The organism is Roseovarius sp., assembly GCF_030373445.1.
In the GTDB taxonomy this organism is placed as follows: Bacteria; Pseudomonadota; Alphaproteobacteria; order Rhodobacterales; family Rhodobacteraceae; genus Roseovarius.
Genome location: NZ_JAUCYU010000011.1, coordinates 44407 through 70014 on the forward strand (window position 1 = coordinate 44407; position 25608 = coordinate 70014).

The window sequence follows — 25608 nt, forward strand, 5'->3', positions numbered from 1 at the left end:
GGTGACAATGGACCTTGGTATTTCGGGCCGCGCGGCCCTCGTTCTCGGCGGCTCTCAGGGGCTTGGCCTGTCCTGCGCGAAAGCCCTGGCAGAGGCCGGCGTGCGCGTCGCCATCAACGGCCGCGACGCGGCCAAGGCCGAAGCGGCGGCGCAGGAAATCGGCGGCGGCGCCATCGCCGTGCCGGGCGACATCTCCGACCCCGCGAACCGGCAGGCCATCGTCGAGAAGGCCCGCGAGGCACTGGGCCCCATCACCATCCTCGTCACCAATGCCGGCGGCCCGCCGCCCGGCCCGGTGGAAAGCCACGCCGAAGACATCTGGCTGAACGCGCTGAAAACCAACATGCTGCCGGCCATCGACTTCGCGCGCCAATGCCTGCCCGACATGCGCGCCGAAAATTACGGCCGCATCGTCAACGTCACCTCCTTCACCGTGCGCGACCCGTACCCCAACATGGGCGTCGCCACCGGCGTGCGCGCCGGCCTCACCGGCGCCATGCGCAGCCTCTCGCACGAGATCGCGCCCGACGGCATCACTGTCAACAACCTGCTGCCGGGCCTCATGGACACCGGCGCGCTCGAACGGGTCTACAACGCCCAGTCCAAGGCAAAAGGCATCACGCCCGAAGAGGCCAAGGGCGCCATGGCCGAAAGCGTGCCGATGCGGCGGCTGGGGCAGGCGGCCGATTTCGGCCCGGCCTGCGCCTTTCTCTGCTCGGTCCACGCGGGCTACATCACCGGCCAGAACCTGACCGTGGATGGCGGGCTGGCCCGGCCCCTGCTGTGATACGGGCCATGACGGCCCCCCGCTCAGAAGGCGTTGGCCTCCTGCAGCATCGCCTGCGCGATCTCGCCGCGCATCTGCTCCTCGCTGACGCTGCCGGTTGCCACCGGCACGGTCAGCGCGGCGGTCTCGCCCTGGAAGCTGATCGGCACGCCGACCCCGCCGATCCCCGCCTTCCACGAATTGCGCACCGTCGCGAACCCGTCGGCGAGGCAGGCCTCGAGCGCCCGGTCGAACCCGTCCGTCGACTCGCCCCGCCGCGTCATGTCGGCCCGCAGCCGCCCGGCCAGCGCCCGGCGCTCCTGGACGGGCAGGGCGGCCACCAGCGCGATCCCCGCCGCCGAGACCTGCATCCTCAGCCGCCCGCCGGTCGCCAGCCGCACCGATACCATGTTCGTCCCCGGCACCACCGCCACGAAGGTACAGTACAGCCCGTCGCGAATGGCCAGCGCCGCCGTCTCGCCGGTTTTCCGGCTCAGCGCCTCCAGGTGCGGCCGTGCCCTGTCCCGCAGGCTCAGCCCCGCCAGCACCGGGTAGCCCAGCGTCAGGCTCTTGGGCGTCAGCTCATAGGCGCGGCCCGTGCCGGTGGGCCGGATATAGCCCAGGGCGCACAGCGTATGGGTCAGCCGGCTCACCGTCGAGGGCGCCAGCCCCACCGCATCGGATATGGCGCGATTGCCGATCGGCTGGTGCGACCGCGACAAACATTCCAGGATCGCCAGCCCCCGCGCCAATGCATCCACGAACTGCCGGTCGCCCTGTGCCATGCCGAAACTCTCCTGCCGTTGTATTCCGCTCTGCGGAATAGATTTCTGCAATTTCCCATTGCGTTTACCGCCTCCTTCGGGACATGTCGAGACCATCGGCCCAAGCCGGTGAAAGGGAGGAAGACATGCTGACAGGCGATATGCTCCGCCGCTCCGCCGAGCGGTTTCCGAACAAGCCCGCCATCCTCTGGCAGGGGCAGTCGACAAGCTATGCAGAGCTCGACAAATCGGCCAATAAACTGGCCAATCGCCTGCTGGGTGAGGGGCTTCCCAAGGGCACCAAGGTCGGCATGATCTCCCGCAACCGTACCGAGTACGGCGTTGCGTTCTTCGGCATCGCGCGGTCCGGTTGCGTGATGGTAAACATTTCGGTGCTCTATGCGCCCGACGAACTGGCCTACGTGCTCGACAAGGCCGACGTGGAACTCCTCGTTTACGAAGATATCTTCGCCGAGAAGATCGAGGCGGTGAAGGACAGGCTGCCGAAGCTGAAGAAGCTGGTCTGCATCGGCGACGGCGGCGACGAGACGTTCGAGAGCTTCATCGCCGAAGGCGGCGAGGGCTATCCGGACGTCGCCATCGACGAGGACGACCCGTTCTGCATGACCTACACGGGCGGCACCACCGGCCGGCCGAAAGGCGTGCTCTGCAGCCACCGCAACCGCAACATCACCGCCCACACCGTGATGGTCGAGGAAGCCATAGACGAGCGCGACATCGTCGGCATCGTCACCCCGCTCTTCCACGTGGCGGCCCTCAACATCATGTTCCAGCCCGCCATCCTCGCCGGCGCCACCACGACGCTTCTCAGCAAATGGACGGTCGAGGATTTCGCCGCCATGGCGAAGGAAACCCGCATGACCGCGCTCTTCGCCGTGCCGACGCAGCTCTCCATGGTCGTGAGCGACCCGAATTTCGACGCCGCCAACTACGCCACCTGGCGCAAGGTCTCCTTCGCCGGCGCCCCCATGCCCGACTGGGTCCAGTCCGAGCTGATGGAAAAGCTGCCCAACCTCGCCATCACCCAGATCTACGGCCAGTCGGAAATGGGCGTGCTCACCTCGCTCCGCGCCTGGAACCTGCCGGAAAAACTCGGCTCGGTCGGCCGCCAATGCTACAATGTCGACGTGGGCGTCATCGACCAGAACGGCAACAAGGTCGCCCCCGGCGAGATCGGCGAAATCGCCTCGCGCGGGCACAACGTCATGCTCGAATATTACAACGAGCCCGAGCAGACCGCGAAGTTCTGGCAGAACGGCTGGGCGCTGACGGGCGACGTGGGCACGATCGACGAAGAAGGGTTCATCACCCTGATCGACCGCTCGAAGGACATGATCATTTCCGGCGGCGAGAACGTCTACCCCAAGGAAATCGAAGACGTCATCTACGACCGGGACGAGGTCGCCGAATGCGCCGTCTTCGGCATCCCCGACGACAAGTGGGGCGAGGTGCCGGCGGCCTTCGTCATGCTGAAGGCGGGCGAAACCCTCGACGAGGCCACGCTGGTGGAGCATTGCGCCGAACGGCTCGCCCGTTTCAAGCGCCCCCGCCACGTGGAATTCGTCACGGATTTCCCGAAAACGCCCATCGGCAAGATACAGAAGAACATCCTCAAAGAGCCATTCTGGAAAGGCAGGGAGAAGAAGATATGACCGACACCTACGAAGGCTACGAGCGCCTGAAATTCGACTGGCCGGCCGAGCGCGTGTTGCGGGTGACCATGGAAAACCCCGGCCGCATGAACGCGGCCGACGGCGTGATGCATGGCGAGCTGGTCCGCATCTGGCGCGACATCGACGCGGATTCGCGGGTCAACGCGGTCATCATCCGCGGCGCGGGCGATGCCTTCTCGGGCGGCGGCGACCTCGAACTGGTCAAGGAGATGACGCAGGATTTCAACACGTTGAACCGTGTCTGGAAGGAAGCGCGCGATCTTGTCTACAACGTGATCAACTGTTCCAAGCCGGTCGTCTCGGCCATGGAAGGCCCCGCCGTGGGCGCAGGCCTCGTCGCCGGGCTGCTGGCCGATGTCTCCATCGCCTCGCGCACCGCCCGCATCATCGACGGCCACACCCGGCTGGGCGTCGCCGCGGGCGATCATGCCGCCATCGTCTGGCCGCTCCTCTGCGGGCTCGCCAAGTCGAAATACTACCTGATGACCTGCGATCCGGTCAGCGGCGAAGAGGCCGAGCGCATCGGCCTCGTCTCCCTCGTGACCGAACCCGAGGACCTGCACGACAAGGCGCTCGAAGTGGCCACCAAGCTGGCCAAGGGCGCCCCCGGCGCCGTGCGCTTCACAAAGTACGCGCTCAACAACTGGCTGCGCATGGCCGGGCCCACCTTCGACACCTCGCTGGCGCTCGAATTCATGGGCTTCAACGGCCCCGACGTGCAGGAGGGCCTGTCGTCGCTCAAGGAAAAACGCAAGCCGAACTTCGACCCCGAGTCGCCGCTCTAGGCCGCCCCGGAGACCCCCGCAGACACAGGAATGACGATGACAGACCAATCCGGCCCGCCCGAAGACATGGTGCTTCTCGAACATCCCGAACCGGGGGTCGCCGTGGTGCGCCTCAACCGGCCCAGCGTGAAGAACGCGCTCGACCTCGAGATCCGCAAGCGGCTGGCCGAGGTGTTCCGGGGGCTGGCCGAAGACCCCGACCTGCGCTGCGTCGTCCTTACCGGAGACGAGACCAGCTTCGCCGCCGGGGCCGACATCTCCGACATGTCCCGTATCTCGGCGGTCGAGATGTACCACCGCCACACCGAACGCCTCTGGGCCGCCGTGGCCGACTGCCCGGTGCCGGTGATCGCCGCCGTCAACGGCTACGCCCTTGGCGGCGGGCTCGAACTGGCGCTTCTCTGCGACATCTCGATCATCGGCCGCAGCACCAAACTGGGCCAGCCCGAGGTGCGCGTCGGCATCATGCCCGGCGCCGGCGGCACCCAGCGGCTGGTGCGCGAGATCGGCAAGTTCCGCGCCATGCGCCTGTGCCTGACGGGCGAGGTCATCACCGCCGAGGAAGCATGGGATATGGGGCTCGCCTCGAAGGTCGTCGACGACGACAAGGTGCTCCCCGAGGCGATGGCGATGGCCCGCACCATCGCCGCCATGCCCCCCATCGCCGTCGCCCAGATCAAGGAGGTAATCCTGCACGGCATGGATGTCCCCCTCGGCGCCGCGCTGGCGCTGGAACGCAAGGCGGTGCAGCTTCTCTTCGCCACCGAGGACAAGGCCGAGGGGATGCAGGCCTTCCTCGACAAGCGCGCGCCCAAGTTCACCGGGCACTGAGCCCGGCCCCCACTGCCCGAAAAACCGCACGATCACGCAATCGTGGGCAGATTTCATGCCCCCCGGCGGCGGTTCGGGTTGGCACGGTGCTGGCATCGCTCCAGATAGGAATGGTACGGTCGGGTCACGACACGACCTTGGTTGCGCAACCCCACGCACGAAAGGAGAGACCTCAATGCCATCCCCCTTCCTCAACCGCCGGACCCTCCTTGCCACGGGCGGCGCGACGCTCGCCACCGGCGCCACGGGCCTTCTCACCCCCGCCATGGCACAGGACGTGGCCCCCACCGCCTCGATGCGCGGCGGCGCCAACAACTACCGCCCCGGCGCGCCCATCGTCGAACGCATCGGCGGCGGCGGCTTCTGGATGTCCGGCACCGTGCGCCGCGCGGGCGACGGCGCCCCGCTGGAAGGCCAGCGCATCCAGATCTGGGCCCACACAACCGAGGGGCACGAGCGCGACTGGCACAGCCACGGCGCCACGCTGACCGACGCCAACGGCGAATTCCGCCTCGAAATGCCCCAGATCGTGCCGGCCTTCGGCCAGCCCCACGGCCATCTCGCCTATGACAGCGAAGACCACGAGACCGTCTTCCTCCGCCCCGTCATGTCGAGCGCGAGCGACACCAGCCTCGAGGCGCATTTCGTCCTGAAACCCGTCTGATCCCCCGCCGGACCGCCGCCCTGATGCCCCTGCTGCGCGCCACTCTGATCTGGGCCGCCACCGCCTTGGTGCTGGCCGTGCCCCTGGTCGCGGCGGCGCTCAGCCCACTGCTCGAATGGCGCCAGCCCGTCTACATCGCCGCCGGCTTCGCGGGCGTCACGGGCATGGCCTTGCTGCTGATCCAGCCGCTCCTGATCGCGGGCCTCCTGCCGGGCCTCGACCCGCTGCAGGAACGCCGCATCCACCGCTGGACCGGCGCGGCGCTGGTCCTTTCCGTCATCCTCCACGTCGCCGGCCTCTGGCTCACCAGCCCGCCCGACGTGATCGACGCCCTCCTTTTCACCTCGCCCACGCCCTTCACCCCGTGGGGCGTCATTGCCATGTGGGCGCTCTTCGCCACCGCGATCCTCGCCGTGATCCGCCGCCGCCTCCGCCTGCGCTGGCGCACCTGGCGCATCGCCCACACCGCGCTGGCCCTCGTCATCGTCACCGGCAGCGTCGTCCACGCCATCCTCATCACCGGCACGATGGAAACCGTCTCGAAAATCACCCTCTGCACCCTGGCGCTCGCCCTAACCCTCCGCGTCGCCTTCGACCCCGGCACGCTCAAACGCCTCCGCCGCGCGCGTTGATCACCCGCGCCGCGCCGCCTCGGCCCGCGTCGCCAGCCCATCCACCACCCGGTGCAGCGCCAGCGTCAGCACCGCCACCACGATCACCGTCGCGAACATCAGGTCGATCTTCGCCCGCCCGTTCGCCAGCAGCATCAGGTAGCCCAGCCCGCGCGACGCGCCCACCCATTCGCCGATGATCGCCCCGATCGGCGCGTAAACCGCCGCCAGCCGCAGCCCCGACAGCAAGCCCGGCAGCGCCGCCGGAATCCGCACGTGCCACATCACCCGCATAGGCCCCGCGCCCATCACCCGCGCCTGTTGCAGCCACGCGGGCGGGGTCGAGACCAGCGCGTCGAAGAAGGCCGACGTCACCGGGAAATAGATGATCAGCAGCGCCATCGCCACTTTCGATCCCATCCCGTAGCCGAACCACAGCGTGAAGATCGGCGCCAGCGCAAAGACCGGCACCGCCTGGCTGAACACCAGCAGCGGCCGCACCAGCCGCCGGGCGGCGGGCGACAGCGCCAGCCCGATCGCCGTCACCCAGCCCAGCACGGCGCCAAGCGCCAGCCCCACCAGCACCTCCGTCACCGTCACCAGCGCGTTCTCCGCCAGAAGCGCCCGGTTCTCCCAAAGCGCAATGCCCACCCTTGCCGGCCCCGGCAGGATGAAATGCGGCACCTGCAACACCACCACCGCCGCCTGCCAGAGCGCCAGCCCGAACCCCAGCGGCAGCAGCGCCCACAGCCCCCTCATGCCGCGTCCAGCAGCAGCCGGGTCAACCGCCCGGTCACCGCCAGCGTCTCGCCCGTATCGGGCGCGCGCGGGATCGGTTCGGGCGCCTCGACCGCCACCTCCGACAGCCCTTGCCCGGTCAGCACGAACACCCGCTCGCCCAGCCGCGCGGCCTCGGCCGGGTCGTGCGTGACATGCAGCACCGTCCGCCCGCGCAGCACCTCCGCCGCCAGCTCCTGCATCCTCGCCCGCGTCGCCACGTCCAGCGCCGAAAACGGCTCGTCCAGCAGCACCACGGGCCGATCCTCGTAAAGCGTCCGCGCCAGCGCCGCCCGCTGCCTCTGCCCGCCCGACAGCGCCCGCGGTCTCCGCCCCGCCAGCGCCTCCAGCCCCACGCGCCGCAACAACTCCTCTGCCCGGGCCACGTCCCCGCGCAGGCCGCGCAGCCGCGCCCCAAGCATCACGTTCTCCCGCACGCTCAGCCACGGCATCAGCAGGTCCGCCTGCGCCATCATCGCCACCCGGCCCTGCAACGCCCCGCCATCGCTCGCCCGCGCCGTGCCCTCCAGCACCAGCCCGTCCCCCAGCCCGGCAAAACACTGCAAAAGCGTCGATTTCCCCACGCCCGACGCCCCCAGCAGGCAGGTCCACCGCCCCGCCGGCACCTCCAGCGACACGGGCGCAAGGATCTCCACCCCGCCCACGCTCACCCGGCCCGAGAAGCAAAGCCCCGGCGGGGCCGTCACGGAGTCAGCCCCATGTCCCAGAACCCCGCCTCCAGCCGCGTCGCCATCCCGAAGGTCCGGCACAGACCCTCCCAGCGCGGGCTCGCCTGCGGATCCGGCCCCAGCCGCCGCGCCGCCGCCCCGTCGATCAGCGCGCCCACCTCGGCACACAGCGCCTGGGTATCCTCCCCGCCATAGGTCGCGATCCACTCGGCATAAGGCGTCTCGCCCGCCTCAACCGCCAGCCTTGCACCGATCTCGCCATAGCCCAGCACGCAGGGCGCCAGCGCCGCCAGCAGGTCGAGGAAATCGCCCGAATGCCCCGCATCCAGCACGAAGCGCGTATAGGCCAGGTTCTCCTGCCGCTCCTCGGCGGCAAAGAGCGTGGCCTCGTCGATCCCCGCCTCGGCGCAGATACCGACATGCAACTGCATCTCCTCGTCGATCAGCGCCTTGGTCACCCCCGTACAGCTCCGCATCTCCCCGATCGTGCCGGCCTTGGTCACCGCCAGCGCCCAGGCGCGGCTGAAATGCACGAGGAAGATGTAATCCTGCACGAGGTAATGCAGGAACGCCGCGCGGGGCAGGGTGCCGTCGCCCAGGCCCTCCACGAACGGATGCCGCACGTAGCGCGCCCATTCCGCCCCGGCGGCCTCGCGCCACAGGGGATAGACCGTGCCATAGCTCATCCGTCCGCCCCCGGCACATGGGTCAGTGCCGAAACCGGCTTCACGTCCTCCAGCAGCCCCGCCTCGAACAGGAACCGCTCGAACCGCGCATAGCGCCCCGCATCCACCGCCGCGGGCCGCAGCGCGAAACGGGGCAGGGTATCCACCCACGCCTTGGCGTTCAGCTCGTCATCCAGCTCCCGCGAGGAGCCCGCGAACACCTCCCAGCTTTCCTCCGGATGGTTGACGATATACTGCACCGCCTCCTCCGTCGCCGCCAGGAACCGCGCGGCGGCGTCGCCATCGACATGCTCCGGGTTGGCCACGTAGACCAGCTCGTCATAGGGCGGCACGCCTTCCTCCTCGGGGTAGAAACAGCGCCCCGCCACCCCCTCGATCTCCATCTGGTTCAGCTCGAAATTCCGGAACGCCCCGATCACCGCATCCACCTGCCCCGACATCAGCGAGGGCGACAGCGACCAGTTCACGTTGACCAGCTCGATATCCCCCATCCCCAGCCCCGCGGGCTTCAGCATCGCCGACAAAAGCGCCTCCTCGACCCCCGCCACCGAGAACCCCACCTTGCGGCCCTCGAGGTCGGCCAGCGACTTGACCGGTCCGTCCTCCCGCACCAGCAGGCAATTGAGCGGCGTCGCCACCAACGTGCCGATCGCCTTCAGCGGCAGCCCCTCGGCCACCTGCAGATGCAGCTGCGGCTGGTAGGAAATCGCGATATCCGCCTGTCCCGAGGCCGCCATCTTCGGCGGGTCCGCCGGGTCGGCGGGCGCCACGATCTCCACCTCCAGCCCATGCTCGGCGAAAATCCCGTTCTCCTGCGCGATGATGATCGGCCCGTGATCGGGGTTCACGAACCAGTCCAGCGCCACGGTCAGCTTGTCCTGCGCCAGCGCGGGCTGCGCCAGCAGAAGAAGGGGAAGGATCAGTCGTTTCATGCGGTCTCTCCGGTTTGGTCGCCAAGCGCGACAAGTGTGATTTCTCCATCCCAGCGGGCGGCCAGCCGCTCGGCGGCCGTCCACGCCCTGAGGCCCGAGCGACAGCACAGCACGGCCCGCTGGCCGGGCGCGGGGCAGGGGCCGCCATCGCCCATCGCCTCGGGCGCGATGCGCCGGGCGAGCGGGTGCGCCAGCGGCCCTTCCTCGGGCGCTCGCAGGTCGATGACGAAATCATCGGCGGCAATCGTCGCCGGGTCGATGAAGCCGGGCCGCCAGTCCGGCTCCGGCGCACCGTCGAAGCGGAACCCGCCGAACCTGTGGGCCATCGCCTCGTAACTCACCACCCGGCCCAGCGGCGAAGGCGCCATCCCCGCCGCCACCGCCAGCGCCATCTGCGCCTGCAGCCCGCCGATCACCCCCACCACCGGGCCTAGCACGCCATCCTCGGCGCATGACCCCAGCCGTTGCGGCAAATCCGGGAACACCGCCCTCAATGACGGCACCCCGCCACAGAACCCGCCGGCATAGCCCTCCGTCCCGATCACCGAGGCGGAAATCAGCGGCAGGCCCTTTTCTGCGCACAAATCCGACAGCACGTAACTCGCCGCGAAACTGTCGGCACAGTCGAGCACCAGCCCGATCCCCTCCGCCAGCGCCGCCGCATTCCCCGGCCCCAGCACATCGCGCACCGCCTCCACCCGGCAGTCGGGGTTCAGCCCCGCCACGGCCTCCCGCGCGGCCTCTACCTTCGGCCGCCCGATATCGCCCATCCGGAACAGCGTCTGCCGGTGCAGGTTGCTCTCCGCCACCACGTCGCCATCGACCAGCCGGATCATCCCGAACCCCGCCCCCGCCAGGTACTGCAAAACCGGCGCCGCCAGCCCGCCCGCGCCCACCACCAGCGCACGCGCCGCCCGCAGCCGGGCCTGCCCCCCGGCGCCCAGTTCCGGCACCGCCACCTGCCGCGCATACCGGCTCACCGCGTCACCTCCAGCCACTCCCGGATGCGCACCTCGGGGTCCTCATTGCGCGTGATATCCGTCACCATCGAGACGATATCCGCCCCCGCCCCGAACGCCTCCGCCGCCCTTTCCGGCCGCAGCCCGCCGATCGCCACCAGCGGCAAATCCCCGATCCGCGCCTTCCATTCCCTGACCCGCGCCACCCCCTGCCGATGCCACTTCATCTTCTTCAGCACCGTCGGCCACACTGGCCCCAGCGCCACGTAATCCGGCCCGACCCCCAAGGCCCGTTCCAGCTCCGCCTCGTCATGGGTCGACAGCCCCAGCCGGATCCCCGCCCGCCGGATCGCCTGCACATCCGCCGTATCGAGGTCCTCCTGCCCCAAATGCACCCAGTCGCAGCCCAGCTCGATCGCCTGTCGCCAGTGATCGTTCACCACCATCACCGCCCCTGCCGCCCGGCACAGGTCCCGGCTCCGCGCCAGCTTCTCCAGAAGCTCCGCCTCGGGCAGGTCCTTGAACCGCATCTGCACCAACCGCACTCCCAGCGGCAGCGCCCGCTCCAGCCACGCGGGATCGTCGAAAATCGGGTAGAACCGGTCCAGCCTCATTCCAGCACCGCCAGTCCCAGCAGCGGGGTCGAGGGCGCCGCCATGTCCCGCGCCTCCATCGGGTCGGCGCCATGCGCCAGCCGCCCCGCCTCCAGCGCCTTGGCGAACCCCTCCGCCATCGCCGCCGGGTCGCCTGCCTTCGCCACGGCGGTATTCAGCAGCACGGCATCAAACCCCAGTTCCATCGCCTGCGCCGCGTGGCTCGGCAGGCCCAGACCCGCGTCGATCACCATCGGCACATCCGGGAACTGCGCCCTCAGCGTCCGCAAACCGTAGACATTGTTCAGCCCCAGCCCCGTGCCGATCGGCGCCCCCCAGGGCATCAGCACCTCGCAGCCCGCCTCCAGCAAGCGCCCCGCCAGCACCCCGTCCTCGGTCGTGTAGGGAAACACCCTGAACCCGTCATCGCTCAAAATGCGCGCGGCCTCCACCAGCCCGAACGGGTCGGGCTGCAGCGTGTCCTCGTGCCCGATCACCTCCAGCTTGATCCAGTCGGTTCCGAACAGCTCCCGCGCCATGTGCGCCGTCGTCACCGCCTCGCGCACGCTGTGGCAGCCGGCGGTATTGGGCAGCACCGGCAGGCCCAGCCCCTCGATCATCTCCCAGAACGCGCCGCCATCGCCGCCCGCCGCCTCGCGCCGGATCGACACCGTCGCGACCCCCGCGCCCGACCGCCGGAACGCCTCGGCCAGTACGGCGGGGGAGGGGTATTGCGCCGTGCCCAGCATCAGAGGCGAGGCGATCTCGGTGCCATAGAAAACCGGCATCTCAGCCTCCCTGCCGTGGCGCGAGGATTTCCAGCCGGTCGCCCTCGGACAGCTCGGTTCCGGCCCTTGCCGCGCCCGGCACGAACCGCTCGTTCACGGCGGTCGCCACCCTTGCTTGCGCATATCCCAGCTCCTTCAGCGCCTCTGACAGCGTCGTGGCGCTGACCTCGGCCGGCGCCCCGTTCACGGTGATCTTCATTCCATCAACTCCGGTGTTTTCATGTCCAGAAGGTGATCCGCCGCCATCCGCGCCAGCGCGGGCGCCAGCAGGAATCCGTGGCGGAACAACCCGTTGACATGCAGGCGGTCGCCCCGCCGCACGAGGCGCGGCAGGTTGTCGGCAAAGGCGGGCCGCGCATCGGCGCCGATCTCAAGCACCTCGGCCTCGGCGAACGCGGGGTGCAGCGCATACCCCGCGTTCAGCAACTCGACGGTCGAGCGCAGGCTGGCCGGCCCCCGCCCGTCGCTCTCGATCTGGGTGGCGCCCAGCATGTAGACGCCGTCGCCGCGCGGCACCACGTAAAGCGGATGGCGCGGGTGCAGCAGCCGCACGGTCCGCCCAAGGCGCACAGCCGGCGCCCGCAGCACCACCATCTCGCCCCTGACACCCCGCAACCCCGGCAGCACATCCCGCGCCGCCAGCCCCCGGCAATCGACGATCCGGCCCTCCGGCTCCGCGTTCCGCTCCACCGTCACGCCCCGTTCGGCCAGCCGCTCGCAAAGCGTTACCAACGCCCCGCGCGGATCGAGATGCGCCTCGCCTGCAAAATGCAGCCCCCGGCCAAACCGCCCGGCCAGTTCCGGCTCCAGCTTGCCAACCCCCTCGGCCGAAAGCGCCTCATGCCCCGCCGTCCGCCGCGCGAACCGGTCCAGCTCCGCCCGGTCCCGCCCAAGCGCCAGCACCAGCGTGCCTTTCTGCTCCACCGGCACGCCCGCCGCCTGCCACCAGCCGGCCGCCTCCTGGCCCAGGCGCACAACCTCCGCCTCCGCCGTCTCGCCCTCGCAGTCGGGCGCCAGCATCCCGCCGGCCCACCACGAACAGCCCTGCTTGCCCGGCCCGCCGCCGGGGTCGATCACCCGCACCCGCGCGCCCCGCGCGACAAGCTCCGTCGCCACGCACAGCCCGGCCACGCCCGCGCCCAGGATGGTCACGTCCACCGCCATCACCAGACCTCGTGGAAATGATGCACCGGCCCCTGGCCGTGGCCCACGCCCAACCCGTCCGCCGCGGCAATCGCCCCGTGCAGCCAGCCATGCGCCCGGCCCACCGAGTCCACCAGCGTCGCCCCCTTGGCCAGCTCCGCAGCAACCGCCGAGGACAGTGAACAGCCCGTCCCATGCGTGTTGCGCGTCTCCAGCCGCGGCGCCTCGAACACCGCCTCACACTCAGCCCCGCCGTCACCCGTCACCAGCACGTCACGGCACACCGGCCCCTCCGCATGGCCGCCCTTCATCAGCACCGCGCCCGCGCCCATCGCCCGCAGCGCCGCGCCCTGCGCCCGCACCTCCTCCGGCGTCGTGGCCACCTTCCGCCCCAGCAGCCGCGCCGCCTCGGGCAGGTTCGGCGTCAGCAAGCGCGACATCGGCAACAGCCGCTCGGCCACCGCCGCCACCGCCTCATCCGCCAGCAGCGCATCGCCCGACTTCGCCACCATCACCGGGTCCAGCACCACCGGCCCGTCAAACCCCGCCAGCGCATCGGCCACCGCATCCACGATCCCCGCATCGCCCAGCATCCCGATCTTGACGGCGCCGATCCCGATATCCTCCAGCACGGCACTGATCTGCGCGCCGACGATCCCGGGCGACAGCATCTCCACCGCCCGCACGCCGCGCGTGTTCTGCGCGGTGATCGCGGTCAGCGCCGTCGCGGCATAGACGCCAAGCGCCGAGGCGGTCTTGATATCGGCCTGGATACCGGCGCCCCCGCCGCTGTCCGACCCTGCGATGACAAGTAGTTTGGCGATCTGTTCCATCTTCGGCTCCGGTGTCGGGCACCGGTGCTCGGGATGGGGAAAACGGGCGTCTCTCGCGCGCTCGATCTCCGTTCCCTACGCCGGCATTGCCCGGATCAGGTTCGATGGGTTGACGCTTGGCCTCTCAGCCCCCTTGCGGGGCACCCCAACGGATTCGGGCGAACGTTAGCGGCTTTGTCCGGGGCGGGCAAGCGGGCGCGCGCAGGCCACGCATCAAACCGGCATACCGGCGCCCCATCGCCCGGCGACACGACAGGAACGGCAGGTAACATGATGCAAAACCTTGATAAATCTTCCGGCCCAGATTCCTGACTATTTCTGTTTGTTATTTCTGGCCGCCTGTGCCAGAACTCCGCCAAAACCGGGACAGGACAGGAGAAGACCTCGTGCGCACATCCATCAACGCGATCCTCGCGGCCACCGCGATCGGCCTGCCCGCCTCGGCCCAGCAGGCGCAGAATTACGACCTCGGCACGCTCCAGCTCGAGGCCGAAAGCGACGATACCCTGCAACAGGACGGCTACGTCGCCCAGCGGGGCCGGCAGGCCACGAAAGTGGACACCGAGATCCGCCGCATCCCCCAGAACATCAGCGTCGTCACCGAGGACCAGATCGAGGATCAGCAGCCCCGCACCCTGCTCGACACGGTGGGCTATTCCAGCGGCACCTCGGTCAACAATTTCGGCTTCGACACCCGCTACGACGCGCTCTACCTGCGCGGCTTCCCGGCCTTCTACACCGGCCTCTTCCGCGACGGGCTGCGCCAGTACAACGGCCCCTCGGCATGGTTCCGCAACGATCCCTACACCTACGAGGGCGTCGCGCTCCTCAAGGGCCCGGCCTCCTCGCTCTACGGCGTCAGCGGCCCGGGCGGCATCGCCAACGTGGTCTCCAAGCGCCCACTCGACTACCGCTTCCGCGAGCTGAAAGTCACCACCGGCACCGATGACCGGGCCGAGCTGGCCTTCGACTTCTCCGGCCCGGTGGACGAGGACGGCAAGCTGCTCTACCGCCTCACCGGCCTCTGGCGCGACGCGGGCACGCCGCTGCCGGGCTACGACGACGACAAGATGCTGCTCGCCCCCAGCCTGACCTACCACTTCAACGACCGCACCCGGATCACCTTCCTCGGCGAGTATTCCGAGGCCACGGTCGGCGGCACGGCGGCCTTCTACAACCCCAGCTACGGCACCGCCTCCAACCTCTACAACGGCGACCCCGCCTACAACGATTTCGACCAGACCCAGTGGCGCGCCGGCTACCAGCTCGAACACGACCTGACCGACGCCATCACCCTGCGCCAGAACCTGCGCTATGCCGAGGTCGACGCCGACCTCGAATACAGCGGCTTCTACGCGGCCGGCGGCGGCCTGGCCCGCTACTGGGGGCATTACGTCGAGGACATGCAGCAATTCACCGTCGACACCCATGCCGAGATCGCCTTCAACACCGGCGCGGTCGATCACGAGTTCGTCGCCGGCATCGACTACACGCAAGCCTCCTACGACGCCTTCTCCGCCGTCGGCTACGTGTCGGCCGCCGACACCGCGGCGATGCCGCTGCCCTATGCCGGCGGGCAGGAGAACGACCAGACGGGCGTCTATTTCCACGACCAGATGACCGCCGGCGCCTGGACGATCTTCGCCAGCGGCCGCTACGACTGGGTCGACACCACCGCCCGCGACGCCACCGGCACCCGCACCTCCACCTCCGACGAGGCCTTCTCGGGCCGGCTCGGCGTGGCTTACGAGTTCGCCAATGGCGTCACTCCCTTCGCCAACTACTCCACCTCCTTCTCGCCCAACGTGGGCCGCGTCTTCGACGACGTCACCTCCACCGTCAGCCGCGCCGCCGAACCCACCCGCGCCGAACAGGCCGAGATCGGCGTCAAGTACGTGATCCCCGGCACCGACAGCCTGATCACCGCCTCGCTCTTCGACATCCAGCAGGAAGACGGCGTGGTCTTCGACACCTCCACCGGCGTCAACAAGCAGCGCCAGCTCGACCTGCACTCGAAGGGCTTCGAGATCGAGGCACAGGCCAACCTGACCGAGGCGCTCCGCGTCACCGGCAGCTTCACGCAGGTCGAGGTCGAGATCGAGAAGGGCGCCGCCGGCACCAACGGCAACGACCTCTCCGCCATCCCCGAAACCAGCGCCTCGCTCTGGGCCTTCTACGAGCCCCGGGCCGGCGCGCTGAAGGGCATCGGCATCGGCGGCGGCCTGCGCTACGTGGGCCCAAGCTGGGGTGACGACCAGAACACCTTCCGCAACTCCGAGAAACTGTTCGCCGACCTCTCCTTCACCTACGACCTCGCCCGCCACGGGATCAAGGGCATGGTGCTGCAGGCCAACATCAAGAACCTCTTCGACGAAGACGGCCAGACCTGCAGCGCCGGCACCTGCTACCGCTACGAAGGGCGCACCGCGACCCTCGGCCTCCGGCACCGGTTTTGAGCACGCGCGCCCCCTCGGCGCCGGCGGTCGTGGGGGCGATCGGCGGCGTCTACGTCGCGCAAAGCGTGATCGGCGGGCTGACATGGTCGGGCCTGCCCGGCGTGCTCCGGGCACAGGGCCTGCCGCTCGACCGGATCGGCCTTCTGTCGCTGCTCGTCCTGCCCTGGGCGCTCAAGTTCCTCTGGGCACCCGCCGTCGAACGCTACCGCCTGCCCATGCGCGGCCGCCACCGCTCGGCGCAGATCGTGCTGGCGGGCGGGCTGGTGTCCATCGCCGGGCTGGCCATCGCCGGGCTGATCGGCCCCGCACCGGTGCTGCCGGTCATGGCGGTGCTGCTGGCCGTGGCCTTCGCCACCGCCACGGTCGACATCTCCTGTGACGGCTACGCCGTGGCCGCCCTGCAAGGCGGGCAATACGGCTGGGGCAACGCGGCGCAGGTGGGCGGCGCCTATGTCGGCTCGGCCATCGGCGGCGGCCTGTTCCTGGTGCTCGTCGACCGCGCCGGCTGGACCATGGGGGCAGGGGCAATGGCCGCCCTCGTGGCGCTGCTGATCCTGCCCTTCCTCCTCATCGCCCGCGCCGGCACGGACGAGTCCCGCTCCCACGTCCCCCGCCTCTCCGACGCGCTGTCCCGCCCCGAGGTCCGCCGCGGCCTCGCCATCGCGGCGATCTACGTCGTCGCCCAGAAAACCGCCATTGGCATGATCGGGCCCTTCTTCGTCGACGCGGGCTACACCCTCACCGATCTCGGCCTCGTCAACGGCGCGGGCAGCCTCGGCCTCGGCCTTCTCGGCGCCCTCTTCGGCGGCGCCCTCGTCCGCAGGCTGGGCAGCCGCCCGGTGCTGGCCGGCGCCGTGGTGATACAGGCGGCGCTACTGGCGCTCGTCGCCCTTTCGGCCGCCACCGGCATCGTCGAGACACGCCTCACCGCCCCTCTCGCCATCGCCGGCAGCGCGGCGATGATGGCGCTGGGCTTCGTGGCCCTCTACGCGCTTTTCATGAAATGGTCCGATCCCCGGCAGGCCGGCGTCGACTTCACCCTCTTCCAGTGCATGGACGCCGCCGTCAGCATGGTCGCGGGCACCCTCGCGGGCATCGTCGCCGAACGCTTCGGCTACGGCATCTTCTTCGCCATCGCCGCCGCCATCGCCGTCGCGGCCCTGCCAGCCATCCTCCGCCTCAGCCGCGCAACCTGAAACCTCAGCGCCGCGTGCCGCCCTCCAGGAACCCGATCAACAGGCCCTCCTGCGCCCGCAGCCCGCTCAACTCCACCTCCGCAACGGCCCCCAGCCGCGCCTCCCTTTCCCCGGGCGCCATCTCGGCCAGCGCGATCACCTCGGGGTGAATGTAGCTCCCCCGCGCGATGGCCGGCGTGTTGCCCAGCCGCTCCGCCGCGGCCTCGGCCATCATCGCGATGGTCAGCGGCCCGGGCGCCACCGCCACCCGGAACGCCGCGACCGTGCCGTTCCATGTCCGGAAACTCTTCGCCGTCGTCCCCTCGCCGCAGACCTCCTCCAGCAGCGCGTTCACCTGCGCCGGGCCGATGGCGTGATACGCCCCGTCCGGCCCCCGCCACGAGATCAGCTCCGCCCCGGGCAGGTCGCGCACTTTGTGCAGCGCCCGCAACAGCCGCGCCCCCTGCAGGTGGCAGGTCACCGGAAGCTGCCCCTTGCCGGGAAAGCTCAGCGTCACGCCGGTCTCGTCGAACCGCACGTGGCGGTTCTGCAGCGTCGTCGCGCCGAAACTCTCGTTCTCCTTGGCATACCCGGCCGAGCCCACCCGGATCGACGCGCGGTCCAGCAGCGCCAGCACCGACGCCAGCGCCAGCTCGCGCGACCCGGCAGGCGTGCGCAGCCCGGCGGCGATCCGGGCGCGCAGGGCGGGCAGGGTGCGCCCGAAACCCGCCAGCCCGTCATACTTGCGCCGCGCCCGCATCGCCTGCCAGTCGGCATGATACCGGTACTGCTTGCGCCCCTTGGCATCGCGCCCGGTGGCCTGAAGGTGGCCCAGCGGCTCGGGGGTGATCCAAACCGCGCTATAGGCGGGCGGCACGGCAATCGCCGCGATGCGGTCACGTTCGACCGCATCGCGGATCAGGCTGCCGTCGGGGGCGTGGTAGCTGAACCCGCGCCCCCGGCGCCGGCGGGTGATGCCCGGCCGGTCATCGGGGTAATAGAGCAGCCCGTTGAGACGTCTCGCTGTCATCGCGGCCGGATCACTCGCTGTCGATCTCGACCCCGGCCGGGTAATGCCGGCCGCTCATCTTCTCAAGCTCCTGCGCGGTCATCGACACGTAAAGCCGCCGCGCCGCGTCCTCCAGCTCGTTCACCTTCGTATAGCCGCGCTTGGCCAGCAATGCCGCGTCCGCGGCTTTCTGCTCGTCGGGCGTTATGAGTGACATGGCCTTTCCTCCTGAAACCCCGGCCTCACGCCGGGCCGGGCAATTCCGGAAACCCCCCAAACGCCCCTGCGGTTCCCGCCGCATGGCCCGCCTGCGCGCTATCGTACGGCGCCCTTCCGCCACTCCTCTCCGCGGCCGTTGCGCGGCCCCCCACATCTCGCGGCCCCCGCCACCGCGCGCCACATTAACCATTGGCGGTGCCGACGCCCGCACCGACGCGATACCGACGTGATACCGACGTTGAAACCCCTGCAAAATATGGCCATTAACCATTGAAGCGCTCCAGTCGACCGGCGCGGCCGCATCCCGAAGCGCTGCAACCATGGGCTCCCAGGGGTGTCGAAATCAACATTTTGCAACATTCATGCACTTTATCTGTTGAGTTCTGTTGCGATTGATGTGTGAATACTTCCCAGCGACCCAAGGAAGGAATCTGCCGTGACCCCTGCCACACCCGTCCCGCCCGACCGGCCAGTCTCCCCCGGGCAATGCGTGTGGCAAGGCCCTGTTCTGGAAGGGGAAAACCGCCATTCCGCCCTGTCTTGCCGACACCCCGCGCCGCCACTCCGATCAGGGCCGCCGCGCTCTCCCCGGCGGGGCGCTGCCCCGGGCCTGTCGCTTGCAGCCAGAATTGTCTAGAAAGTTGATATCATGAGCGAAAATGACCTGATCGCCCGCATCCAGGCCTTGCCGATCTGGAAAGGCAGGATCACGGCCACCCCCCTCACGGGCGGTATCACCAACGTCAACTACCGCGTCACCGACGACCAGGCCACCTACGTCGTCCGCGTCGGCGACGACATCCCCCTCCATCAGGTCCTGCGCTTCAACGAACTCTCCGCCGCCCGCGCCGCCCACGCCGCCGGTCTCTCCCCGGCGGTCGTCCATGCCGAGAACGGCCTGACCGTGCTCGACTACATCGAAAGCCGGACCCTGACCGAGGAAGACGTGCGCCGCCCCGACATGCTGCCCCGCATCCTCGATCTGGTGACCCGCTGCCACCGCGAGGTGCCCGCCCACCTGCGCGGCCCGGCCCTTGTTTTCTGGGTGTTTCACGTCATCCGCGACTATGCCGCCACGCTCACCGAAGGCCAGAGCGACCACAAGGCGATGCTGCCCGAGCTGGTCGAAACCGGCAACGAGCTGGAACGCGCCGCGGGCCCGTTCGAGATCGTCTTCGGCCATAACGACCTGCTCTGCGGCAACCTGCTCGACGATGGCACCCGGCTCTGGCTGATCGATTTCGACTATGCCGGTTTCAACACGCCCCTCTTCGACCTCGGCGGGCTGGCCTCTAACAACGGGCTGAGCCCCGAACAGGAAGACTGGATGCTCGAGACCTATTTCGAGACCCCGGTCACCGACGACCTGCGCCACCGCTATGCCGCCATGAAATGCGCCTCGCTCCTGCGCGAAACGATGTGGAGCATGGTCTCGGAACTGACCTCCGACATCGACTTCGACTACCGGGCCTACACGGCCGAGAACCTCGCGCGCTTCCACGCCGCACTGGAAAATTTCAAGCAAGGCTGAATACGGACATGAGCGAACTACCCTCAACCGCAAAGGCGGTCATCATCGGCGGCGGGATCATCGGCTGTTCCACCGCCTACCACCTGGCAAGGCTCGGCTGGACCGATACGATCCTGCTGGAACGCAACAAGCTCACCAGCGGCACGACCTTCCACGCCGCGGGCCTCGTCGGTCAGCTGCGCTCGAACGCCAACATCACGCAATTGCTGGGTTATTCCGTCGATCTCTATAACAGGATCGAGCAGGAAACCGGGCTGGGCACCGGCTGGAAAATGAATGGCGGGCTGCGTCTCGCCTGCACCGAGGAACGCTGGACCGAGGTGAAGCGCCAGGCGACGACTGCCCATTCCTTCGGCCTGGAAATGAACCTCCTCACCCCGAAGGAGGCCCAGGAGCTCTGGCCGCTCATGGACGTCTCCGACGTCATCGGCGCCGCCTTCCTGCCCACCGACGGGCAGGCCAACCCCTCGGACATCACCCAGGCGCTGGCCAAGGGCGCCCGCATGGCCGGCGCGAAGCTGTTCGAGGACACGGCCGTCACCGATATCGAGATCGAGGATGGCGTCATCCGCGCGGTGATCACCGATGCCGGGCGGATCGAATGCGAGAAGGTGATCTGCTGCGCCGGACAGTGGACACGCGCCTTCGCCCGCCGGTTCGGCGTGAACGTGCCCCTGGTCTCGATGGAGCACCAGTACATGGTCACCGAGCCGTTCGACGGCGTGCCCGCCAACCTGCCCACGCTGCGCGACCCCGACCGCCTGACCTACTACAAGGAAGAGGTCGGCGGGCTGGTCATGGGCGGCTACGAGCCGAACCCCATTCCCTGGGCGGTGGACGGCATTCCCGAGGGGTTCCATTACAGCCTGCTCGACAGCAATTACGAGCATTTCGAACAGCTTATGGAACTCTCGCTCGGCCGCGTGCCGGCGCTGGAAAGCGCGGGCATCAAGACCCTGACGAACGGTCCGGAAAGCTTCACCCCCGACGGCAACTTCATCATCGGCGAGGCGCCGGAACAGCGCAATTTCTTCGTCGGCGCGGGGTTCAACGCCTTCGGTATCGCCGCCGGCGGCGGCGCCGGCATGGCGCTCGCCGAATGGGTCCACAAGGGAGAGCCGCCCTTCGATCTCTGGTCTGCCGACATCCGCCGCTTCGGCCGCCCGCATTTCGACACCGACTGGGTCCGCACCCGCACGGTCGAGGCCTACGGCAAGCACTACACCATGTCCTGGCCCCACGAAGAGCACGACAGCGGCCGCCCCTGCCGCAAGTCCCCGCTCTACGACATCCTCAAGGCCCACGGCGCCTGCTTCGGCGAAAAGCTGGGCTGGGAACGCCCCAACTGGTTCGCCGACACGGCCCGGGGCGAAACCCCGGAGGACATCTACAGTTTCGGCCGCCAGAACTGGTTCGACGCGGTCGGCCGCGAGCACGCCGCCGCGCGCAACGCCGCCGTCCTGATCGACCAGACCTCCTTCGCCAAGTTCCTGCTGAAAGGCCCCGACGCCCTCGACGCGCTCACGTGGATCTGCGCCAACGATATCGACAAACCGGTCGGCGCCCTGACCTACACCCAGATGCTCAACGACCACGGCGGCATCGAGTGCGACCTCACCGTCGGCCGCATCGCCCATGACGAGTTCTACATCGTCACCGGCACCGGCTACGCCACCCACGATTTCGACTGGATCAGCCGCAACATCCCCGCCGGCATGAACTGCCAGCTCGTCGACATCACCTCCGCCAACGCGGTGCTGTCCCTCATGGGCCCCAACGCCCGCAAGATACTCGGGACCGTCACCCGCGACGACGTCTCCAACGCCGCCTTCCCCTTCGGCACCCTGCGCACCATCGGCATCGCCGGCTGCCCGGTGCGCGCCCTGCGCGTCACCTACGTGGGCGAGCTCGGCTGGGAGTTGCACCTGCCCGTCGAGTACGCCCAGACGGTCTACCAGGCGATCATGCAGGCGGGCGAACCCCTGGGCCTCGTCAATGCCGGCTACCGCGCCATCGAGTCCCTGCGGCTGGAAAAGGGTTACCGCGCCTGGGGCGCCGATATCGGCCCCGATCACACCCCGGTCGAAAGCGGCCTCGGCTGGGCCGTCAAGCTGCGCAAGAACGTCGACTTCAAGGGCCGCGACGCCGTGAAGGCGCAAAAGGAGGCAGGCGTGAAGAAGAGGCTCGTCTGCTTCACCACCGACCCCGATGTCGTGCTCCTGGGCCGCGAGACGATCTATCGCAACGGCGAACGCGTCGGCTGGCTCAGCTCGGGCGGCTTCGGCTACACGGTCGGAAAATCCATCGGCTTCGGATACGTGCGCTGCGCCGATGGTGTCGATGCCGATTATGTCACCGCTGGCACCTACGAGCTGGAAGTGGCCACCGAACGGGTCGCGGCGCAGGCGACCCTTGCCCCGCTCTACGATCCGAAGATGGACCGCGTCAAAGCCTGAGCCGTGATGCCCGCCAAAGGAGACCCCACCGTGACGGAGATCGACCAGCTGGAGCATCACGCCCTCGGTGCCGCCCGGCTCGCCGCCGACACCGCGATGCGGTATTTCCGCAACCCCCTCGATATCGAGATCAAGCCCGACGAAAGCCCCGTCACCCAGGCTGACAAGGCGGTCGAAGCCGCCGTTCGCGCCCATCTCCGGCAGGCCTTCCCCGATCACGGCATCTTCGGCGAAGAGCACGGAACGGAAGGCGGCACCGCCCGCGACCTCTGGGTCGTGGACCCGATCGACGGCACGCGGTCCTTCCTGTCGGGGAATCCGCTCTTCGGCTTCCTGCTGGCCCACCTGGCGGACGATACGGTCGACCTCGGCGTGATCGGCATGCCCGCGCTGGGCGAAACCTATCTCGGTGTGCCCGGCCGCGGCGCCTCCCGCAACGGCGCGCCGATCCGGGTGTCCGGGCAGACCGACCTGGCCAGCGCCGTCTTCTACCTGAACGAGGCCGAGAAGATCTACCGCGACCGCCCCGAGCTTTTCGAGACGCTGGCGCGATGCGGCCAGACGCGCCGCTTCGGGTATGATTGCTACCCCCATGCGCTGCTGGCCTCGGGCCTTGTCGACGCGGTCGTCGATTACGACCTGCAACCCTATGATTTCCTCGCCGTCTCCGCGGTGGTCGAGGCCGCCGGCGGGGTCATGACCGACTGGCAGGGCAACCGCCTCACCCGCCAGTCCGACGGCGCGGTCCTCGCCGCCGCAACGCCGGGGCTGCACGCAAGCCTCCTGGCGCTGCTGAATGGCTGAGGGCGCGCCCGCGCGGGCCGGGCAGGGCACAGCGCCTGACGCGGCCGCGCCCGGCAGGACCGCCTTCAAAGCCCAATTCTTCACCCTGTCAGCCCACCGACCGCCCCGCGCGGCCGGGATCGGCTTGCTGAATGTCCCTTGCCCCCGCATGGTGAACGCAAGACCGCGCCGGGCCCGGCCCCGCATTACAACACGCCCCCGACTGCACTGGAGACACCGACATGACCATCAGCCTTGAAACCCTGCAGGAAAAAACCGCCAGCGGAGAGATCGATACCGTTCTGGTCTGCTTTCCCGACATGCAGGGCCGCCTGTTGGGCAAGCGGTTCCACGCGGGCCACTTCGTCGACGGCGGGTATGACGAAACCCATTGCTGCAACTACCTGCTGGCCACGGACATGAAGATGGCCACGCCCGACGGCTATGCCTCCACGAGCTGGGAAAAGGGCTATGGCGACTACGTGATGAAACCCGACCTCGGCACCCTGCGCCTGATGCCCTGGCTCGAGGGCACGGCGATGGTGCTCTGCGACATCCTCGATCATCACACGCACGAGGAAGTGCCGCACGCCCCCAGAACCATGCTCAAGCGCCAGCTTCGCCGGCTCGAGGCGATGGGCTTCGAGGCGATGATGGCGACCGAGCTGGAATTCTTCCTCTTCGCCCGAAGCTACGACGAGATCCGCAGGTCCGGCTTCCGCGATCTCGAGCCGATCTCGGGCTACAACGAGGATTACCACATCACCCAGACCACCCGCGAAGAGCACGTGATGCGCCCGATCCGCAACCACCTGTGGAACGCGGGCATCCCGATCGAGAACTCCAAGGGCGAGGCCGAGACGGGCCAGGAAGAGCTGAACATCAAGTACGCCCCGGCGATGGACACCGGCGATTATCACACCATCGCCAAGCATGCGATCAAGGACATCGCCCATGCAAAGGGCCATGCCGCCAGCTTCCTGCCGAAATGGCACCAGGACAAGGTCGGAAGTTCCAGCCACGTGCACCAGTCGCTCTGGAAGGACGGCACCCCGGCCTTCTATGCCGAGGACGACGAACTGGGCATGAGTGACCTGATGAAGAGCTACATGGCGGGGCTGCTGAAATACGCGCCCGATTTCACTTATTTCCTCGCGCCCTACGTCAACAGCTACAAGCGCTTCCAGGTCGGCACCTTCGCCCCCACCCGCATCATCTGGTCGGTCGACAACCGCACCGCGGGCTTCCGCCTGTGCGGGGCCGGCACGAGGGCGGTTCGCGTCGAATGCCGGGTCGGCGGCTCGGACATCAACCCCTACCTCGCGATGGCCGTTCAGATCGCCGCGGGGATCGCCGGGATCGAGGAAGGTCTGACGCTTCAGCCCGCCTTCTCCGGCGATGCCTACCAGGGGCAGGATGGGATGATCCCCTCCGACCTGCGCGACGCGCGCGCCGCGCTCCTGGGCTCCGACATGCTGCGCAACGCGCTGGGCGACGACGTGGTGGATCACTACGCCCGCGCGGCCGAGGTCGAGCTCGAGGATTTCGCCCGCGTGGTCACCGACTACGAAATCGCCCGCGGCTTCGAGATGGCCTGACGGGGGAAGTCGAAGGGACGGGCAGGGCGGGCGGTCCGCTAGCGGACCAGCTTCGCCTTCTTGCCCGCGACGGCGCCGTCGGCCACCACCAGGTGCGGCCCGACCAGCGCGTCGAAATCCTCGTGCGGGCGGGCCTCGCTGACGACAATGTCGTTGGGACGCAGCTTCGGCAGGCGTATCGGCGGAAACTTGTCCGCGATTTGAAATTTCGAACTGTCGACCGCGAAGATCGACCTGTCGGATATGGCGATCATCGACCTCGCCATGTCCACCTCGCATTGCTCGTACCCCAGGAACCCCATCTCCGGATGGACGCCCGAGGCCGACAGGATGGCGTATTCGACCGACAGGCTCGCTATCACGTCATAGGCCGCCCTGTCGAAGGCCGCGCCGTCATGGTTGCGCAGCTGCGTGCCGGCCATGAACACCCGGTTCCCCTCGATCAGCGACAGGGTGCTGGCGATGAAGGCCGAGTTGGTCACGACGCTCAGGTTGCGCTTCTGGCGCAGGATCTGCGCCACGAAGCCCGAGGTCGAGCCGGTGTCGATCGCCAGCGAACTGCCATCCTCGATGAGGTTGGCGACGCAATTGGCGATCGCCACCTTGGCCGAACGGTTGGTCTGCATGCGCGACAGGAAGGGCGGGTCCATCGTGTCCTGGTTGCTCACCAGCGCGCCGTGCACCTTCTTCAACTCGCCGCGCTTTTCCATCGGCTTGACGATGCGGCGGATGGTCTGGTCCGAGACATCGAGAAGCTGCGCGATCTCGGCAACCGTCACGGTGCCCCGTGTGTTGACCGTGTTCAGGATTTCCTGCTCGTATTTCGACATCTGCGCGCACTCTTCTCTCTCTGCCGGGGCCGGATC

Annotated in this window: 26 protein-coding genes and 1 riboswitch; of the genes, 12 read left to right on the plus strand and 14 right to left on the minus strand. The window is 68.7% G+C overall.

Annotated features, from left to right (window positions below; all coding sequences use genetic code 11):
* The first annotated feature begins 7 nt into the window (after nt 1-7).
* On the plus strand, nt 8-787 hold the full coding sequence (locus tag QUV18_RS18240; protein WP_300895523.1) for an SDR family oxidoreductase: 780 nt from the start codon (nt 8-10) through the stop codon (nt 785-787).
* A 23-nt stretch (nt 788-810) separates the two neighbouring features.
* On the opposite strand, the gene QUV18_RS18245 is transcribed toward QUV18_RS18240, so the two are convergent.
* Nucleotides 811-1551 (minus strand): IclR family transcriptional regulator, encoded by a 741-nt coding sequence (locus tag QUV18_RS18245; protein WP_300895524.1) that lies wholly within the window; start codon nt 1549-1551, stop codon nt 811-813.
* A gap of 125 nt (nt 1552-1676) precedes the next feature.
* On the opposite strand from QUV18_RS18245, the gene QUV18_RS18250 reads away from it, so the two are divergent.
* The 5 genes from QUV18_RS18250 (at nt 1677) to QUV18_RS18270 (ending at nt 6136) form a co-directional block, all read left to right on the plus strand.
* Entirely contained in the window at nt 1677-3203 is a 1527-nt protein-coding gene (locus QUV18_RS18250; RefSeq protein ID WP_300895525.1) for a class I adenylate-forming enzyme family protein, read from the plus strand.
* On the plus strand, nt 3200-4009 hold the full coding sequence (locus QUV18_RS18255; protein WP_300895526.1) for an enoyl-CoA hydratase/isomerase family protein: 810 nt from the start codon (nt 3200-3202) through the stop codon (nt 4007-4009). The genes QUV18_RS18250 and QUV18_RS18255 overlap by 4 nt, the downstream gene beginning before the upstream one ends.
* A gap of 36 nt (nt 4010-4045) precedes the next feature.
* Nucleotides 4046-4840, plus strand: a complete 795-nt coding sequence (locus QUV18_RS18260; protein ID WP_300895527.1) for an enoyl-CoA hydratase-related protein — start codon at nt 4046-4048, stop codon at nt 4838-4840.
* A 175-nt stretch (nt 4841-5015) separates the two neighbouring features.
* A complete protein-coding gene (locus QUV18_RS18265; protein ID WP_300895528.1) occupies nt 5016-5504 on the plus strand; it encodes a twin-arginine translocation pathway signal in 489 nt (162 codons plus the stop codon).
* A gap of 23 nt (nt 5505-5527) precedes the next feature.
* Nucleotides 5528-6136 carry a ferric reductase-like transmembrane domain-containing protein gene (locus tag QUV18_RS18270; protein ID WP_300895529.1) on the plus strand — a complete coding sequence of 203 codons (609 nt, stop codon included), beginning with the start codon at nt 5528-5530 and terminating at the stop codon, nt 6134-6136.
* Here QUV18_RS18270 and QUV18_RS18275 read toward each other — a convergent pair whose 3' ends face one another.
* From QUV18_RS18275 to thiD, 10 genes are read right to left on the minus strand one after another with little or no spacing between them, the layout of a single operon-like run.
* Complete coding sequence (locus QUV18_RS18275) at nt 6137-6874, minus strand: ABC transporter permease (RefSeq protein WP_300895530.1); 738 nt, start codon at nt 6872-6874, stop codon at nt 6137-6139. It abuts the gene before it with no gap.
* Nucleotides 6871-7599: an ATP-binding cassette domain-containing protein gene (locus tag QUV18_RS18280; RefSeq protein ID WP_300895531.1), complete on the minus strand. Its 729-nt coding sequence runs from the start codon at nt 7597-7599 to the stop codon at nt 6871-6873. The genes QUV18_RS18275 and QUV18_RS18280 overlap by 4 nt, the downstream gene beginning before the upstream one ends.
* The gene (locus tag QUV18_RS18285; RefSeq protein WP_300895532.1) at nt 7596-8267 is read right to left on the minus strand and encodes a TenA family protein; all 672 of its coding nucleotides are present in this window, start codon (nt 8265-8267) and stop codon (nt 7596-7598) included. Before QUV18_RS18285 ends, QUV18_RS18280 begins: the two co-directional genes overlap by 4 nt.
* A complete protein-coding gene (locus QUV18_RS18290) occupies nt 8264-9199 on the minus strand; it encodes an ABC transporter substrate-binding protein (protein ID WP_300895533.1) in 936 nt (311 codons plus the stop codon). Before QUV18_RS18290 ends, QUV18_RS18285 begins: the two co-directional genes overlap by 4 nt.
* Nucleotides 9196-10179: a HesA/MoeB/ThiF family protein gene (locus QUV18_RS18295; RefSeq protein ID WP_300895534.1), complete on the minus strand. Its 984-nt coding sequence runs from the start codon at nt 10177-10179 to the stop codon at nt 9196-9198. Before QUV18_RS18295 ends, QUV18_RS18290 begins: the two co-directional genes overlap by 4 nt.
* Entirely contained in the window at nt 10176-10772 is a 597-nt protein-coding gene (locus tag QUV18_RS18300) for a thiamine phosphate synthase (RefSeq protein WP_300895535.1), read from the minus strand. Before QUV18_RS18300 ends, QUV18_RS18295 begins: the two co-directional genes overlap by 4 nt.
* Entirely contained in the window at nt 10769-11539 is a 771-nt protein-coding gene (locus QUV18_RS18305; protein WP_300895536.1) for a thiazole synthase, read from the minus strand. Before QUV18_RS18305 ends, QUV18_RS18300 begins: the two co-directional genes overlap by 4 nt.
* A gap of 1 nt (nt 11540) precedes the next feature.
* Nucleotides 11541-11738 (minus strand): sulfur carrier protein ThiS, encoded by a 198-nt coding sequence (thiS, locus tag QUV18_RS18310; protein WP_300895537.1) that lies wholly within the window; start codon nt 11736-11738, stop codon nt 11541-11543.
* Nucleotides 11735-12703: an FAD-dependent oxidoreductase gene (locus QUV18_RS18315; RefSeq protein WP_300895538.1), complete on the minus strand. Its 969-nt coding sequence runs from the start codon at nt 12701-12703 to the stop codon at nt 11735-11737. Before QUV18_RS18315 ends, thiS begins: the two co-directional genes overlap by 4 nt.
* The gene (gene thiD, locus QUV18_RS18320; protein WP_300895539.1) at nt 12703-13515 is read right to left on the minus strand and encodes a bifunctional hydroxymethylpyrimidine kinase/phosphomethylpyrimidine kinase; all 813 of its coding nucleotides are present in this window, start codon (nt 13513-13515) and stop codon (nt 12703-12705) included. The genes QUV18_RS18315 and thiD overlap by 1 nt, the downstream gene beginning before the upstream one ends.
* A gap of 55 nt (nt 13516-13570) precedes the next feature.
* Nucleotides 13571-13673, minus strand: a riboswitch (TPP riboswitch).
* Between the two features lie 228 nt (nt 13674-13901).
* Here thiD and QUV18_RS18325 point away from each other — a divergent pair.
* Together QUV18_RS18325 and QUV18_RS18330 are read left to right on the plus strand one after the other, a co-directional pair.
* The gene (locus QUV18_RS18325) at nt 13902-15971 is read left to right on the plus strand and encodes a TonB-dependent siderophore receptor (RefSeq protein WP_300895540.1); all 2070 of its coding nucleotides are present in this window, start codon (nt 13902-13904) and stop codon (nt 15969-15971) included.
* On the plus strand, nt 15968-17167 hold the full coding sequence (locus QUV18_RS18330) for an MFS transporter (RefSeq protein ID WP_300895541.1): 1200 nt from the start codon (nt 15968-15970) through the stop codon (nt 17165-17167). The genes QUV18_RS18325 and QUV18_RS18330 overlap by 4 nt, the downstream gene beginning before the upstream one ends.
* Nucleotides 17168-17171: 4 nt before the next feature.
* On the opposite strand, the gene QUV18_RS18335 is transcribed toward QUV18_RS18330, so the two are convergent.
* Both QUV18_RS18335 and QUV18_RS18340 read right to left on the minus strand, forming a co-directional pair.
* Entirely contained in the window at nt 17172-18176 is a 1005-nt protein-coding gene (locus QUV18_RS18335) for a DNA topoisomerase IB (protein ID WP_300895542.1), read from the minus strand.
* Between the two features lie 10 nt (nt 18177-18186).
* Complete coding sequence (locus QUV18_RS18340; RefSeq protein WP_300895543.1) at nt 18187-18372, minus strand: DUF3008 family protein; 186 nt, start codon at nt 18370-18372, stop codon at nt 18187-18189.
* A gap of 651 nt (nt 18373-19023) precedes the next feature.
* On the opposite strand from QUV18_RS18340, the gene QUV18_RS18345 reads away from it, so the two are divergent.
* The 4 genes from QUV18_RS18345 to QUV18_RS18360 all read left to right on the plus strand — a co-directional run bounded on the left by QUV18_RS18345 (nt 19024) and on the right by QUV18_RS18360 (nt 24742).
* On the plus strand, nt 19024-19905 hold the full coding sequence (locus QUV18_RS18345; RefSeq protein ID WP_300895544.1) for a choline kinase family protein: 882 nt from the start codon (nt 19024-19026) through the stop codon (nt 19903-19905).
* 8 nt (nt 19906-19913) lie between these two features.
* The gene (locus QUV18_RS18350) at nt 19914-22361 is read left to right on the plus strand and encodes an FAD-dependent oxidoreductase (protein WP_300895545.1); all 2448 of its coding nucleotides are present in this window, start codon (nt 19914-19916) and stop codon (nt 22359-22361) included.
* A gap of 30 nt (nt 22362-22391) precedes the next feature.
* On the plus strand, nt 22392-23165 hold the full coding sequence (locus tag QUV18_RS18355) for an inositol monophosphatase family protein (protein ID WP_300895546.1): 774 nt from the start codon (nt 22392-22394) through the stop codon (nt 23163-23165).
* Between the two features lie 221 nt (nt 23166-23386).
* Nucleotides 23387-24742 carry a glutamine synthetase family protein gene (locus QUV18_RS18360; protein ID WP_300895547.1) on the plus strand — a complete coding sequence of 452 codons (1356 nt, stop codon included), beginning with the start codon at nt 23387-23389 and terminating at the stop codon, nt 24740-24742.
* A 38-nt stretch (nt 24743-24780) separates the two neighbouring features.
* Here the strand turns inward: QUV18_RS18360 and QUV18_RS18365 are convergent, their stop codons facing one another.
* Nucleotides 24781-25572 (minus strand): DeoR/GlpR family DNA-binding transcription regulator, encoded by a 792-nt coding sequence (locus tag QUV18_RS18365; protein ID WP_300895548.1) that lies wholly within the window; start codon nt 25570-25572, stop codon nt 24781-24783.
* Nucleotides 25573-25608 lie beyond the last annotated feature (36 nt).